This window comes from Streptomyces sp. NPDC029122 (assembly GCF_055569445.1).
On the sequence record NZ_JBVHWK010000003.1, the window covers coordinates 127,721 to 142,226 of the forward strand.

Here is a 14,506-nt window from a genome sequence, read left to right on the forward strand (position 1 = left end):
GCTCGAAGTGGCCGTCCCGGACCTTTTGTTACTCCCCGCACCACTCACTGTGCCCCTGCGGAACGGCCCGTACCAGCGAATTTCCCCGTCAGCCGCAGATCCGGAGGCGTCGCCGGCATGTCGGTGAGGCGCGTGTTTCACGTGAAACGTCGTGCACCCGATGACGCCTGGCGCAGCTGTGCCCCGCCTGGCCGGTGGGCCGGGCGGGGCACGGTCGTCGACGCGGTCGGCGGCGCTGCTACTCCTCGCCGGCGATGGTGAGGCGGCGCAGCTTCTGGCCCGCGTACAGGGTGGCCCCGACGGTGACCGCCAGGAGCAGGATCACCGCGGTGGGGAGGCCGACGCCGGCGTCGACGTACCCCTGTCCGGCGACCTTCTCGGCCAGGGCCAGGGCCCACTGCTGGACGCTGAGCGTCTTGGCTCCGGAGACCAGGCTTCCGAAGAGGGACTCCCAGATCAGGGCGTAGACGAGGCCGAAGACGACCGCGTGCCGGCTGACGGTGCCCAGCAGCAGGAACAGGGCGCTGTAGGCGATCGAGGCGACGAGGGCCGCGACGGTGTAGGCGATGGCGATCTGCTGGCCGTTGCCGTTGAGGATCAGGCCCGCGATCAGGGTGGGGATCGCGGAGAAGGCCATCGTGACCGCGATCGCGACGATCAGCTTGGTCATGATGATCGTCGGACGCTTCACGGGCTTGGAGAGCAGGTACACGATCGAGCCGTCGTCGATCTCGGGGCCGATGGCGCCGGTGCCGGCGATGACGCCGATCAGCGGGACCATCGTGGCGAGGGCGAAGCCGCCGAGGAGGTCGGCCGCCACCTTGTCGTCCACCCCGGTGAAGAAGCGGACGGCGAGGGAGATGACGATCAGCAGCGCGGGGAGTGCGAAGAGGATCAGCGCACGGCGACGGCCGAGCAGGGCGCGGTAGGTGAGCCGGGCGACGGTGGGGTTGTACATGGGTGCCAGCTCCTTCAGGCCGCGACGAGGTAGGAGAAGACCGACTCGAGGGACTCGTCGGAGGGCGAGACCGTCATCAGCCGGATGCCGTGCGCGCGGGCGACGCGCGGCAGCAGCTCGGTGAAGCGCCCGAAGTCGACGGCCTGGATGCGCAGGGCGCCTTCCTGGAGGTCGACCTCGATGCCGGCGGTGGACGGGTCGGCGATCAGGGCCGCGGCGAGGGCCCGGTCGTCGGAGGAGCGGACGAGGTAGCGGTGCGGGCGGTCCGTCATCAGGCGGCGGATCTTGCGGAAGTCGCCGGATGCGGCGTGCCGGCCGGCGACGACCACCTCGATGTGGGAGGCGAGCTGCTCGACCTCCTCCAGGATGTGGGAGGAGAACAGGACGGTGCGGCCCTCGTCCCCCATCCGCCGCAGCAGGTCCATGAGCTGCATGCGCTGGCGCGGGTCCATGCCGTTGAAGGGCTCGTCGAGGAGGAGCACGGACGGGTCGTGGACGAGGGCGGAGGCCATCTTCACGCGCTGGCGCATGCCCTTGGAGTACGTGGAGATCTTGCGGTCCTGGGCGTACTCCATCTCGACGGTGGCGAGGGCCCGGGCGGCCGCCGCGTCGTCGAGCCCGTGCAGTTCGGCGTTGGCGACGACGAACTCCCGGCCGGTGAGGAAGTCGTACATCGCCTCACGCTCGGGTACGACGCCGATCTGCTTGTAGACCTGCTCATTGCGCCAGATCGGTGCTCCGTCGAGGGTGACGGTGCCCGTGGAGGGGGCGAGGAAGCCGCCCATCATGTTGATGAGGGTGGACTTGCCCGCTCCGTTGGGGCCGAGGAGTCCGGTGACGCCGGGACCGATGCGCATGGTCACGTCGTTGACCGCGACGACGTTCCCGAACCAGCGGGACGTGTGGTCGATGTCGATGATGGTCATGGGCGCGGCCCATTCCTTAGGGGGGTGGTGGTGGGCGACGGGAGGGAGGTCACAGCCCGGCCTTCCGGTAGCGGGCCATCAGGGCTGCGTAGGAGCCGACGATGAGGCCGAGTACGACGAGCAGGTACACGACGCCGGTGGCGGCGGAGGGCCCTTCGCCGCCCGGGAAGGCGGAGGTGGCACCGAGGAACGCGGTCTGCACTCCGTCGATCAGGGAGACCGGGGAGAAGAGGCCCATCCACTCGATGGCGCCGTTGTTCCCCGTGGAGTAGGCGACGGCCTGGACGGTGGAGACGGCCCCGTAAGGAATGAGCAGCAGGGCGATGACGGCGGCCACGCCGAAGCCGCGGCGCGGGGTGAGTGCGGCCATGACCAGGCCGAGGCCGGCGAAGAGCAGCGACAGCAGCAGTACCGACACCAGTCCCTGCCCGAATCCCTTTGTCTGGTGACCGAAGTCGAACTTCGCCAGCAGCGAGCCGATCCACATGATCAGCAGGGGGGTGGCGGTGAGGATGAAGAGGGCCGATGCCATGGCGGCGTACTTGGCCACCACGTAGTCGACCCGCTCGATGGGGCGCGAGAAGTACAGCGGCACCGTCTTGAAGCGCAGGTCCCGCGAGACCGACTGGGGTGCCTGCGAGGCGAGGTAGAGGCCGATGACCACCTGTGTGGTCAGGGCGTACGTCGTGTACTTGATCGGCAGGTCGCTGGAGCCGGGGACCGCGATGGCCACCGCGACGATGATCAGCGCGGGTACGCACATCACCGCGAAGAGGATCATCGGCAGCACCTTGGACTTCGCGGAGCGGCCGAGGCCGTAGGCACCGCGCAGGGACTGCGAGAACAGCGAGGTACGGGCGTAGCCGCGGCCGAGCCGGGGCCCGTCGTAGGACCGGTAGCCGATGTTGTGGATCTGGGTCGAGGTCTCAGGCGCCATCGGAGCCGGCTCCCTTCGGGTGGGCGGGGGCCGGGGTCCGGTCGCTGTCGCGGAAGACCTCGGCGATGTGGTGGCGGCGCTGTTCCATGCGGACCAGGCCGAGGCCGAGGTCGGCGACGGTGTCGCGGACGGTGTCGTACGTGTCCTCGCCCATGGCCTCGACGAGGAGGATGTGGCCGGCGCCGGGCAGACCCTGCTCCTCGCCCGCGTGGAGGCTGACGCCCGCGGCGGTGAGCGCCTTGCGCAGGGCGCCCGTGCCGTCCGGGTGGGCGTCCGAGTCGGTGACCTCGACCGCGAGGGTGGTCGTGGTCTGGGTGAAGTCGCTGGTGGAGCTGGAGCGCAGCAGCTTCCCGCCGTCGACGACGACCACGTGGTCGCAGGTCCGCTCCAGCTCGCCGAGGAGGTGGGAGGTGACCAGGACCGAGATGCCGAAGTCGGTGTGGACGCGGCGGATCAGGCCGAGCATCTCGTCGCGGCCGACCGGGTCGAGGCCGTTGGTCGGCTCGTCGAGGAGGACCAGCTGCGGGTCGTGGACCAGCGCCTGCGCGAGCTTGACCCGCTGCTTCATGCCGGTGGAGTAGCCGCCGATGGGGCGGTAGCGCTCCTCGTACAGCCCGACGTGGCGCAGCGTGTCGGCGGTCCGCTCACGGGCGGCGGTCGGCGGGAGCCCGGACATGCGCGCCATGTGGACGACGAACTCGGTGGCCGAGACGTCGGGTGGCAGGCAGTCGTGCTCGGGCATGTAGCCGACCCGCTCCCGGATGGCGCTGCCGTGCGTGGCGACGTCCAGTCCGAGCACGGCGGCGCGGCCCTCGGTGGCGGGGGACAGTCCCAGCAGGATCTTGATCAGCGTGGACTTGCCGGCTCCGTTGGCGCCCACGAGCCCGGTTACGCCGGGCCCGATGTCCAGGGAGAGCCGGTCGAGGGCGGTCACTCGGGGGTACCGCTTGCTCAGGCTTTCGGTCGCGATGACAGTCACGGCTCCGACGTTAGTGCTGCGGTGCCTGCGGATCGTCAGACCTGGAGCGGGAACGCGTATCAGCCTTGAGGACTACGAACCCCGACGGAAGGCTGACGCGACGGGAGTTTTCCACAGGTCCGTGCACGGGCCTTGACGTGGTCTCCAGGCATTGTCACATTCATCAGTGTCAAGTTTCGGGAGCGTCGGGCTACAGGGACGGACGGGCGGCATGACTGGGGACACCAAGCAGCGCACCGCGCACGACTCCGGGCAGCTCTCCGCCGGGCTGCGCGGCTTCAGGGAGGTCCAGCGGCTCGCGTACGAGTGCGCGGAGACGGTGGCGGCGCAGCTGCGCCCGGGGGTGACCGAGCGCGAGGCGGCGCGGATGCAGCGCGACTGGCTGCGCGAGCGCGGGGTGCGGGACTGGTTCCACCTGCCCTTCGCCTGGTTCGGGGACCGGACCGCCTTCGCGAACTTCAAGATCCCCCTCCAGTTCTTCCCGACCTCGCGGCGGCTGGAGCCCGGGATGCCGTTCATCCTCGACATGGCACCGGTGTACCGGGGCTACGCGGCCGACATCGGCTACTCCGGCAGTCTCGGCCTCAATCCGGTGCAGGACCGGCTGATGTCCGACCTGCGCCCGCACCGGGAGCTGATCCTGGAGCAGGTGCGCGAGCGCCGGCCGCTGCGGGAGATCTACGAGAACGTGGAGCGGCTGATGACGCGGCAGGGGTACGCCAACCGGCACCGGGCCTACCCCTTCGGCGTCATCGCGCACAAGATCGACCGGGTCGAGGAGCGGCGCTGGTCCCCGACCGTGTTCGGGTTCGGCACCCAGTCCCTCAAGGGGCTGGCCTCCGACGCCCTGCACGGACACCGGGAGGGCTGGTCACCGCTGTGGAGTCCGTACCACTTCTCCGACCATCCGCCGCAGCCCGGGCTGTGGGCGGTGGAGCCGCACCTGGGTTTCCGGGGCACCGGCGCGAAGTTCGAGGAGATCCTGGTCGTCACCGACTCCAGGGATCCCGCGGAGAGCGCCTTCTGGCTGGACGACGACCTGCCGCACGTGCGGCGCTGGGCTGAGGAGAAGGCGGCATGAGCGGGATGAGCGGGACGGCACTGGAGGGCGCGCGCGAGCGCCGCGTGAGCACCGGCGGGATCGAGCTGTGCGTCGTCGAGCTCGGTGAGCCGGACCGGCCGACCGTGCTGCTGGTGCACGGCTACCCGGACAGCAAGGAGGTCTGGTCGGAGGTCGCCGAGCGGCTCGCGGCCCGCTTCCACGTGGTGCTGTACGACGTACGCGGCCACGGGCGCTCCTCGGCTCCGGTGCCGCTGCGCGGGGGCTTCACCCTGGAGAAGCTGACGGACGACTTCCTCGCCGTGGCGGACGCGGTCAGTCCGGACCGTCCGGTGCACCTGGTCGGGCACGACTGGGGCTCCGTCCAGGGCTGGGAGTTCGTCACGGTCGCCCGTACCGAGGGCCGGATCGCTTCCTTCACCTCCATGTCGGGGCCCTCCCTCGACCACTTCGGGCACTGGATCAAGCAGCGGATGACGCGCCCCACCCCGCGGCGGGCCGCCCAACTGCTGGGTCAGGGCGCCAAGTCCTGGTACGTCGGCATGCTGCACACGCCGGTGCTGCCGGAGCTCGCCTGGCGCGGGCCGCTCGCCAAGCACTGGCCGAAGGTCCTGGAGCGGTTCGAGGGCATCCCGGCCGGCCCCTACCCGACGGCCTCGCTGCCCTCCGACGCCGCGCACGGCGCCTGGCTCTACCGCGACAACGTGCGGGCCAGGATGAGCCGTCCCCGCGCCGACGCGTACGCGCACGTACCGGTGCAGCTGATCGTCGCGACCGGGGACGCCTTCCTCTCCGAGCGGCTCTACGACGGCCTGGAGCACTGGGCGCCGGACCTGGTACGGCGGACCGTGCCCGCGAAGCACTGGCTCCCCAGGACCCGGCCGGACCAGGTGGCGGCGTGGATCACCGACTTCGTCACCGCCCGCGAGGAGCCCGCCGCACGGGCGCCGGAGCTGCGTGCGCCGGGCAGGTACGCGGACCGGTTCGGGGGGCAGCTGGTGCTGGTCACCGGAGCCGCCAGCGGGATCGGGCGGGCCACCGCGTTCGCGTTCGCCGAGGCCGGTGCCCGGGTGGTGGCCGTGGACCGGGACGGCGAGGGCGCGGCCCGCACGGCCGAGATGGCACGGCTCGTCGGCGCGCCCGAGGCATGGGGCGAGTGCGTCGACGTCAGTGACGAGCAGGCGATGGAGAAGCTCGCGGCGAAGGTCGCCGCCGAGTACGGGGTCGTCGACGTGCTGGTCAACAACGCGGGGATCGGTCTGTCGGGCTCCTTCCTGGAGACCGGCTCCGAGGACTGGAAGAAGGTCCTCGACGTCAACCTGTGGGGGGTCGTCCACGGCTGCCGGATCTTCGGGAGGCAGATGGCCGAGCGCGGGCAGGGCGGCCACATCGTCAACACCGCCTCCGCCGCCGCCTATCTGCCGTCCAAGTCGCTGCCCGCGTACAGCACCTCCAAGGCCGCGGTCCTCATGCTGAGCGAGTGCCTGCGCGCGGAGCTGGCGTCCAAGTCGATCGGGGTCTCGGCGATCTGTCCGGGCATCGTCAACACGAACATCACCGCCACCGCCCGGTTCACCGGGGTGGACGCGGCGGAGGAGAAGCGCCGCCAGGAGCGCTCCTCACGGCTGTACGGACTGCGCAACTTCCCCCCGGAGAAGGTCGCGGACGCGATCCTGCTGGCGGTGGTGAAGAACCGGGCCGTGGTACCGGTGACCCCCGAGTCCAAGGCCGCCCTGTGGATGTCCCGCTTCGCGCCCAACACCCTGCGCCGGCTCGCGAGGCTGGAGCCCCGGCTGTGAGGCCGTCATCCCGCGCGCGGGCCCGCGGGGCCGGAGCGGCGGCCGTGAGGCCGGTCGTCGGCAGGCCGGGCACGGGCATACCCCGCTCCCGCGGGCGGTCGTACCATCCCTCGCAGGAGGGCTCGCTGCTCGAGGCGGTCGAGTACCTGGCGGCGTCTCCTGCCGCCCGGGCCGCGGCGGGCGCGGTCGGCCGAGCCGCCATGTCGTAGGGAGCCGGGATTGTCCGATCAGGCGGTAGCCGAGTACCGGATCGAGGATCTGGCCCATCACAGCGGGGCGACGGTGCGCACGATCCGCGCGTACCAGGACCGCGGCCTGCTGCCGAAGCCGGAGCGCCGGGGACGGTCCAACGTCTACCGGGACACGCATCTGGCGCGGCTGCGCCAGATCGCGGACCTGCTGGACCGCGGCTACACCCTGGCCTCCATCAAGGAGCTGCTGGAGGCCTGGGACGCGGGGCGCGGGCTGGGCGGCGTACTGGGCCTGGTCGCGGAGGTCCACGGGCCCTGGACCGACGAGGAGGCCGACCGGATCAGCCGGGAGGACCTCAACGCGCGGTTCGGCGGCCTGCCCGACGACGAAGCGGTGGACGAGGCCTGCGAGCTGGGGGTCCTGGAGCGGATCCCGGGGCGTCCGGACGAGTTCCTCGTGCCCTCGCCGCAGGAGCTGGCGGTGGCAGCCGAGCTGTACGCGGCGGGGGTGCCCCTCGGGGCCATCACCGGGCACCTGCGGGAGCTGCGCGGACAGGTCGAGCACATCGCCTCGCGCTTCCTGGAGTTCACCACCGAGCACGTGTTCGCCCGCTACCTGGGGCAGGTGCCGCCGACGGACGCGGACGCGGCGGAGGCCGCGACGATGGTGCGCCGGCTGCGGCCCCTGGCGCAGCAGACGGTCGACGCCGAGCTGGCGCGGGCGATGCGGCTGTTCGCGACCCGGCACCTCCAGCGCCATCTGGGGGCGACCGGTGCGACGCAGCCGACCGGCCCCGCCGCGGTGCCCCTGCCCGCCGGGACGGTACGGGCGGTGCAGGAACTGGTGGGTCCGGACAACGTGTCGGAGTTCGTCCGGGCCGCGACGGAGCGGGAGCTGCAGGCCCGGACGATGAACGAGCTGGCAAGCCGGGGCGGCCGGTAATGCTCGATCGGTAGTCCACAGGGGGCCCCGGGGGCGAATCGCTCAGATATCACCGAAACCCGCTGAAACGGCTGTGGACAACCCCCTTCCACCTGTGGGCAACGGCAACGATCGCCTAGACGATGGCCTCGAAGGCCCCGCCCGTACGGGGCATATCGGCCACCACGACCTCCGTCTCGGGTTGCCCGGAGCGCGGCGCTCCGGTCCCGCCGTCATGGCGCTCGCGCCCGTAGAGGAGTACGGCCAGGGCGAGTCCCAGAACACCGCCGAGCAGCTGCGCCACGACGAACCCGGGGAGTGACTGCGGGGCGATGCCGGTGAAGGAGTCGCTGAAGGCGCGCCCGATGGTGCCGGCGGGATTGGCGAAGGACCCCGACGAGGTGAACCAGATCGCGGCGGCGACGTACGCGGCGACCGCGGCCGGGATCAGCCTCGCCCGGCCGATGCGCCCGAAGCCCTGGATGACCAGGACCAGTCCGGCGGTGGCGATGATCTCGCCGATCAGCAGGTGGCCCCCGTCGCGGACCTGGGTGGAGAAGGTGCCGGGGGTGCGGCCGAACATCGTCTCCGCCAGCACGGCACCTGCGATGGCACCGGCGGTCTGGGCGGCGGCGTACGCGAGGGCCTCCCGCGCGTCGAGCCCCTCGCCCCCGGTGCGCCGCGCCCACCAGGCGGTGAGGGTGACGACCGGGTTGAGATGGGCACCGGAGAGGGGGCCGAACAGGGTGATGATCAGGCCGAGGCCGATCGCGGAGGCGAGCGAGTTGGCGACGAGGGCGACACCGGTGTCGCGGCTGAGGTTCGCGGCCTGGATGCCCGAGCCGATCACCACCACGAGCAGGCCTGCGGTGCCGATGAGCTCGGCAGCCACACGCCGAAGCAGTGAGGCCTTATTGGTCATAGTTTCTCCCTCGGGATACGTCGTGATGCGGAAAATGTATTCCGTATCTTGGAAACGCGATAGAGGGATGCCGGGCCCGTCCCGCTGTGGAAAATCGCTGCTCGGAACCCCCTTCGAGCCGTCAAGCTGGGCACATGGATGACCGACGCACCGTGAAGGTGTCCAGATACGTCTCGAAACACCTGCGCCACCAGCCGGAACGGATCGGACTGGTGCTCGACCCCCAGGGCTGGGTGGAGATCGACGATCTCCTGCGGGCCGCCGCGGAACACGGATTCCCCTTCAGCAGGGCCGAGCTCGACCACGTCGTCGCCGCCAACGACAAGCAGCGGTTCGCCGTCGACGGCACCCGCATCCGGGCCAGCCAGGGGCACACCGTCGCGGTGGACCTGGGCCTGCCCGAGGCCGAACCGCCCGGGTACCTCTACCACGGCACCGTCGCCGCCGCCCTGGACTCGATCCGCGCCGAGGGCCTGCGCCCCATGGCCCGCCACCACGTGCACCTCTCGCCCGACCGCGAGACGGCGACCCGGGTCGGCGCGCGCCGGGGCCGGCCGGTGGTCCTCGCCGTGGACGCCGGGGCGATGCGGGCGGCCGGGCACGTGTTCCGGATCAGCGCCAACGGGGTGTGGCTGGCGGAGGCCGTCCCGCCGGAATTCCTCCGCTTCCCCTGACGGGCCGGGGGCCACGGGGGAACCACCCGGCCGGAGCGGAATTCACGGAGTGATTGTCGGATCGTCCACCTACTCTGTTCCTCGTTCCGGCATCAGTGAGGGGGGTACCTCGCGATCGCCGACCACCACGCGAGCAAGCGAGCTGATGCCCGATGACATCCGTGTCTCCTTCCCCGTCCGAATTCCCCGCCGGTTCACCGGCCGAGGGCGCCGTCAACAACTTCCAGGTCGACCTGCGCGGCCTGGTCGACCTGCTCTCCCACCACCTCTATTCCAGCCCCCGCGTCTACGTGCGCGAACTCCTCCAGAACGCCGTCGACGCCGTGACCGCCCGTCACGCGCTCGAACCGGGCGCGGAGGTCCGCATCCACCTGTCCGCCACCGCCGGCCGCATCACCATCGAGGACTCCGGCATCGGCCTGACCGCCGCCGAGGCCCACTCCCTCCTCGCCACCATCGGCCGCAGCTCCAAGCGCGGCGGCGACGGTGCCTCCGCCGCCGAACTGCAGGGCCTGGAGACCACCCGCCAGCAGTTCCTGGGCCAGTTCGGCATCGGCCTGCTCGCCTGCTTCGTCGTCGCCCGGCAGATCCGTGTCGTCACCCGGTCCGCCCGCGACCCCCGGGCGGCGCCCGTCGAGTGGCTGGCCACCGACGACGGCTCCTACACCGTGCGCGAACTGCCCCACAACGCCCGCCCCGAGCCCGGCACCACCGTCCACCTGGAAGCCCGCCCGGGTGCCGAGGAGTGGACCGAACCCGCCCGGGTCGAACGGCTCGCCCGCGACTACGGCTCCCTGCTCCCCCACCCGATCACCTTCGACGACGGCACCGGCAGCGCCCCCCGGCCCGTCACCGACCGGCCCCCCGTATGGGACCGCGCCCACCCCACCCCGGCCGCCCGGCGCGTCGCACTCGCCGGGCACTGCGCGCAGCTCTTCGGCTTCACCCCGCTCGACAGCATCGACCTCGACCTGCCGGTGGCCGGAGTACGCGGAGTCGCGTACGTACTGCCCGAACCGACCAGCCCCGCCCACCGGGCCGGCCATCGCGTCCACCTCAAGGGCATGCTGCTCACCGACCAGGCCGACAACCTGCTGCCCGACTGGGCCTTCTTCGTCCGCGCGGTCCTCGACACCGACACCCTGCGTCCCACGGCCTCCCGCGAGAACCTCTACGACGACGAGACCCTCGCCGCCGTGCGCGAAGCCCTCGGCGCCCGCATCCGCTCCTGGCTGGCCGAGCTCGCCGCGACCGAACCGGAGCGTCTGGCCGCCTTCCTGAGCGTCCACCACCTCGGTGTGAAGTCCCTCGCCCGGCACGACGCCGAACTGCTCGGGCTGATGCTGCCGTGGCTGCCGTTCGAGACCAGCGACGGATCGATGAACCTGGAGGAGTTCACGGCGGCCCACTCCGAGATCCACTTCACGCGGACCGTCGAGGAGTTCCGCCAGATCGCCCCGATCGCCGCGGCGCACGGCCTCGGCGTCGTCAACGCCGGCTACACCTACGACGCCGACCTGCTCGCGCTGCTGCCCTCCGTACGCCCCGACCTGAAGGTCACCGAGCTGGACGCGGGGGCCGTCACCGACCGCCTCGACCCGGTCCCCACCGCCGCCGAGCTGTCCCTCGCCTCCTTCCTCTCCACCGCCCGCACCCGCCTGGAACCCCAGAGCTGCGACGTGGTGCTGCGCGCCTTCCAGCCCGTGGCCGTACCCGCCCTCTACCTCGACGACCGCCAGGCGCGTCAGGAACGGGACCGGACCACCGCCCTGGAGTCCGCCGACTCCCTGTGGAGCGGAATCCTCGGCTCGCTGCGCGGCTCCGGCCCGCGCGCCCGCCTCGTCCTGAACCACAACAACCCCCTGGTCCGGCGCATCGCGGGGCTCGCCGACCCCACGCTCGCCGGCACCGCCGTCGAATCGCTGTACGGCCAGGCGCTGCTGATGTCCCAGCGGCCACTGCGCCCGGCCGATTCGGCGCTGCTCAACCGGGCCTTCATCGGGCTCCTGGAATGGGCGACCCACTCCCCCGACACCCCGGCCGGCAAGTCCCAGGAGGACGAGAAGTGAGCACCCTGACCCCTGAGGAGATCCGGCGCGCCCTGCGCGAGAACCGCGGCCTGCCCCACGGCGCCGCGCGCAACGCCCAGGCCGAGGCACTGACCGCTGCCGCCGAGGTGTGCGGTGACACCGAGGTGTTCCGGATCGCGCTGATCAACCAGATCGACTCCTACGAGTACAGCGCCGAGCGGAGCCGGATGGTGGTCCCCTTCGCCCGCCTGCTCCAGGAGTACGACCGCGACCCGTCGGCGTTCACCCCGGACGACGCCCACTCCCTCTTCTGGCGCTTCAAGTGGGTCTCGGGCCAGATCATCAGCTCCCCCGACGTACCGGTCTCCTCCGTCACCGGCTACCTCGACGACATGGAGAAGCGCTACCGGATCGCCGGCTACAGCGAGCGGGCGGTACGCCAGTCCGAGTACTTCCTCGCGGACGCCATCGGCGACGACGAGCGCGCGGAGCGGGCCATGGCCCGGTGGCGGGCGGCCGACCGCGACGCGATGAGCGACTGCCACGCCTGTGAGACGAACTCCCAGGGCGTGTTCTGGGCGACGAAGGGCGAGCACGCCAGGGCGATCGAGGTCTGGGGCCCCGTACTGAACGGCGAGCAGACCTGCATGGAGGAGCCGCACCGGGTCCTCGCCCGGTCGCTGCTGCCCCTGCTGCGCCTCGGCCGCACCGACGAGGCCCGCTCGCACCACCTGCGCGGCTACCGGATGGCACGCGGCAAGGAGAGCCTGCTGCGCGCGATCGGCCAGCACATCGAGTTCTGCGCCCTCACCGGCAACGAGGCACGCGGCGTGGAGATCCTCGCCGAGCACGGCGCGCACCTGCGGCCGCTCGTGGACGTCAGGACGCAGATGGACTTCTACGCCGGAGTCGTCGTCCTCCTGCGGCGGCTCGTCGACCTCGGCCACGCAGCCGACCCGACGGTGCCGTACGAGGGCTCCGCGCGCACCGTCGGCGAGCTGCACGGCATCCTCCGCGAGGAGGCCCTCGGCATCGCCGGGCGGTTCGACGTGCGCAACGGCACCACCCGGGTCTCCGAACGGCTGCTGGAACGGCTCTCGCAGGCACCGCTGGCCGACGTACTGCCCCTGGGCGTGCGCAGTGCCGCGCTGCCGCGGCCGACGGCGGCGACGCCGGCACCGGCCGCCGCGGACGTGCCCGTGAGCACCGCCGAGTTCGCCGGGCTCGTCGAGCGGGCCCGCGACGGCCGCGACGCGGGCCACCCGGACGCGGACCGACTGTGGGCGGAGGTGGCGGTACGGGTCTCCGCGCTGCCGGAACCGGAGGTGGACCCGCTGCTGCGCGCCGAGGTGGCCGACCACCGGGCCCTGACGGCCGCGCGGGCCGGAGCACCCGACGCGGCGGACCTGCTGACGGCCGTCCGCGACGGATACCGGGCGCTGGGGCAGGCCGAACGCGCCGCGGTAGCCGAGTTGCGGCTGGCGAGCGCGGCCGCGCAGGCCGGGGCCGCGCCGGAGGAGGTCCGCGCGCTGCTGGCGGCGGGACTGCGCGCCGCCGAGGCGCTGGACGCGGCGGAACCGCTGCGGGCCCGCAGGATCGCTGTCGCGGAACTGTCCGCGCTGCGGCTGGAGCCGTACCTGCGTTCGGCCGAGGCCGCCCGGGAGCACGCCGATGAGCACGGGGACGACCACGGGCACGACCACGGGGACGGGGACGGTCACGACCACGGCCACGAGCTGCTGACGGCTGAACTCGCCGCCTTCCTCTCCTCCTACGGGCAGGCCCTCCCGGACCTGGCGGCCGAGGCCGAGGAGATGCTGGGCCGTCTGTCCCTCTCCCAGGGCGACACCGACCGGGCCCTGGAGCTGCTGGCCTCCGCCGCGGACCGGTCCGTCGGGGCCGGCCGGCCGTGGCAGGCGGTGGATCCCCTCGTACTGCGGGCCGGGGTGCTGCTCTCGCTGGGACGGCCCGAGGAGGCCGAGGCGGCCGCGCGGTCCGGCCTGGAGCACTCGGCCGAGGAGACCGACCCCGAGCAGCAGGGCCTCGTACGCCTCACCCTCGCGGACGTCCTGCTGCGCGGGCGGGACACGGTGGCGGAGGCCGCCGAGCACGCCCTCGCGGCGGCGCACTGGTTCGACCAGGCCGGTCTGGCCGCCGACGGCGGGGCCCAGGCGCGGCGGATGCTGGCCCAGGCCTACGCCCGGGACGGCCGGACCGCCGACGCGGCGGAGGTGCTCCAGTCGGCGCTGCCCGACCTGCTGGAACACGGCGAGGGACAGGCCGTCTCCGCCCGGGACTTCCTGGGGAACCTGCTGCGCGACCTGCGCGAGTCCCGGGATGCCGCGGAGCAGTTCCTGCAGGCCGCCGAACTGGTTAAGGACTGGGAGGACCCGCGGCCGCAGGCACGGTTCGCTCAGGCGGCCGCCGACTGCCTCTCCGACGCCGGCCTGGACGAGGAGGCCGTCGCCGCGTACCGGCGCGCCCTGGAACTGCGCCGGCTGACCGGGGACGCGGTGGTCTCCGAGGTCCGGATCCTGCGCTCGCTGGCCTGGCTGGGGATGCGCGAGGAGGTCACCGAGGAGACGGCGGCAGCCGCCCGGGCCCTGATGGACGAGGCCGCCGAAATCCTGGAGAAGGCCCTGGCGGCCGATGGCTCCCGGGATCCGGAACTGCTCTCCGAACTCGCGCAGACCTGGCACCAGCTGGCGCAGGTACTGGACCGGCTGGTGAGCGCCCTGCAACCGGAGGCGGCGGGGGAGCCCCCGGCCGGGAACGCCCTGAGCCCGGCGGCTGTCGAAGCCCTGCGGCTGGAGGAGATCCGGTTGTGGGAACGTGCGGCCGAGCTGTACGCGCAGCTCGGGCTGGAGAACCTCCGGGACCGCTTCCAGTGCCTGAACAACGCCGCCTGGACCCATCACGAGCTGGGTCGTCCCGCCGTGGGCGCCGCCCTCATCACGGCCCTGCTGGAGGAGGTCGAAACCCTTCCCGAGGGCATGGCTCCGGAATGGGTGGGCCCCCAGGCCCGGCGGATCATCGCGCAGCTGACGGCCTGAGCCCCTGCCCGGCCCGGCCGGGGCCTGTCGCGCGACGGGGCCCGGCCGGGGCCGG

11 protein-coding genes are annotated in these 14,506 nt (G+C 72.3%); 6 read left to right on the plus strand and 5 right to left on the minus strand.

The window, feature by feature from the left end:
* Positions 1–238: 238 nt before the first annotated feature.
* The 4 genes from ACZ4WZ_RS05195 to ACZ4WZ_RS05210 are packed head-to-tail and all read right to left on the minus strand — an operon-like array spanning position 239 to position 3,800.
* Positions 239–958 (minus strand): ABC transporter permease, encoded by a 720-nt coding sequence (locus ACZ4WZ_RS05195; protein WP_467885253.1) that lies wholly within the window; start codon positions 956–958, stop codon positions 239–241.
* A gap of 14 nt (positions 959–972) precedes the next feature.
* Positions 973–1,884: an ABC transporter ATP-binding protein gene (locus tag ACZ4WZ_RS05200; RefSeq protein ID WP_388932640.1), complete on the minus strand. Its 912-nt coding sequence runs from the start codon at positions 1,882–1,884 to the stop codon at positions 973–975.
* Positions 1,885–1,933: 49 nt separating this feature from the next.
* Positions 1,934–2,821 (minus strand): ABC transporter permease subunit, encoded by an 888-nt coding sequence (locus ACZ4WZ_RS05205; RefSeq protein WP_467885257.1) that lies wholly within the window; start codon positions 2,819–2,821, stop codon positions 1,934–1,936.
* The gene (locus tag ACZ4WZ_RS05210; protein WP_467885260.1) at positions 2,811–3,800 is read right to left on the minus strand and encodes an ABC transporter ATP-binding protein; all 990 of its coding nucleotides are present in this window, start codon (positions 3,798–3,800) and stop codon (positions 2,811–2,813) included. Before ACZ4WZ_RS05210 ends, ACZ4WZ_RS05205 begins: the two co-directional genes overlap by 11 nt.
* 211 nt (positions 3,801–4,011) lie before the next feature.
* Here ACZ4WZ_RS05210 and ACZ4WZ_RS05215 point away from each other — a divergent pair, with 211 nt between their 5' ends.
* From ACZ4WZ_RS05215 to ACZ4WZ_RS05225, 3 genes are all read left to right on the plus strand, one after another.
* On the plus strand, positions 4,012–4,881 hold the full coding sequence (locus ACZ4WZ_RS05215) for a M24 family metallopeptidase (RefSeq protein WP_467885263.1): 870 nt from the start codon (positions 4,012–4,014) through the stop codon (positions 4,879–4,881).
* A gap of 5 nt (positions 4,882–4,886) precedes the next feature.
* Positions 4,887–6,659: an SDR family oxidoreductase gene (locus tag ACZ4WZ_RS05220; RefSeq protein WP_467885903.1), complete on the plus strand. Its 1,773-nt coding sequence runs from the start codon at positions 4,887–4,889 to the stop codon at positions 6,657–6,659.
* 219 nt (positions 6,660–6,878) lie between these two features.
* Complete coding sequence (locus tag ACZ4WZ_RS05225; protein WP_467885266.1) at positions 6,879–7,793, plus strand: MerR family transcriptional regulator; 915 nt, start codon at positions 6,879–6,881, stop codon at positions 7,791–7,793.
* Between the two features lie 115 nt (positions 7,794–7,908).
* Here ACZ4WZ_RS05225 and ACZ4WZ_RS05230 read toward each other — a convergent pair whose 3' ends face one another.
* The gene (locus ACZ4WZ_RS05230; RefSeq protein WP_467885269.1) at positions 7,909–8,694 is read right to left on the minus strand and encodes an aquaporin; all 786 of its coding nucleotides are present in this window, start codon (positions 8,692–8,694) and stop codon (positions 7,909–7,911) included.
* Between the two features lie 134 nt (positions 8,695–8,828).
* On the opposite strand from ACZ4WZ_RS05230, the gene ACZ4WZ_RS05235 reads away from it, so the two are divergent.
* From ACZ4WZ_RS05235 to ACZ4WZ_RS05245, 3 genes are all read left to right on the plus strand, one after another.
* The gene (locus ACZ4WZ_RS05235) at positions 8,829–9,368 is read left to right on the plus strand and encodes an RNA 2'-phosphotransferase (RefSeq protein WP_467885273.1); all 540 of its coding nucleotides are present in this window, start codon (positions 8,829–8,831) and stop codon (positions 9,366–9,368) included.
* Between the two features lie 152 nt (positions 9,369–9,520).
* On the plus strand, positions 9,521–11,437 hold the full coding sequence (locus ACZ4WZ_RS05240) for an HSP90 family protein (protein WP_467885276.1): 1,917 nt from the start codon (positions 9,521–9,523) through the stop codon (positions 11,435–11,437).
* Positions 11,434–14,451, plus strand: a complete 3,018-nt coding sequence (locus ACZ4WZ_RS05245; RefSeq protein WP_467885279.1) for a tetratricopeptide repeat protein — start codon at positions 11,434–11,436, stop codon at positions 14,449–14,451. Before ACZ4WZ_RS05240 ends, ACZ4WZ_RS05245 begins: the two co-directional genes overlap by 4 nt.
* Positions 14,452–14,506 lie beyond the last annotated feature (55 nt).

Bases quoted from the DNA above. Each gene is read 5' to 3' on its own strand.
- ACZ4WZ_RS05230 (WP_467885269.1), bottom strand. From the start codon at position 8,694: ATGACCAATAAGGCCTCACTGCTTCGGCGTGTGGCTGCCGAGCTCATC.
- ACZ4WZ_RS05240 (WP_467885276.1), top strand. From the start codon at position 9,521: ATGACATCCGTGTCTCCTTCCCCGTCCGAATTCCCCGCCGGTTCACCG.
- ACZ4WZ_RS05195 (WP_467885253.1), bottom strand. From the start codon at position 958: ATGTACAACCCCACCGTCGCCCGGCTCACCTACCGCGCCCTGCTCGGC.
- ACZ4WZ_RS05205 (WP_467885257.1), bottom strand. From the start codon at position 2,821: ATGGCGCCTGAGACCTCGACCCAGATCCACAACATCGGCTACCGGTCC.
- ACZ4WZ_RS05215 (WP_467885263.1), top strand. From the start codon at position 4,012: ATGACTGGGGACACCAAGCAGCGCACCGCGCACGACTCCGGGCAGCTC.
- ACZ4WZ_RS05200 (WP_388932640.1), bottom strand. From the start codon at position 1,884: ATGACCATCATCGACATCGACCACACGTCCCGCTGGTTCGGGAACGTC.
- ACZ4WZ_RS05220 (WP_467885903.1), top strand. From the start codon at position 4,887: ATGAGCGGGACGGCACTGGAGGGCGCGCGCGAGCGCCGCGTGAGCACC.
- ACZ4WZ_RS05235 (WP_467885273.1), top strand. From the start codon at position 8,829: ATGGATGACCGACGCACCGTGAAGGTGTCCAGATACGTCTCGAAACAC.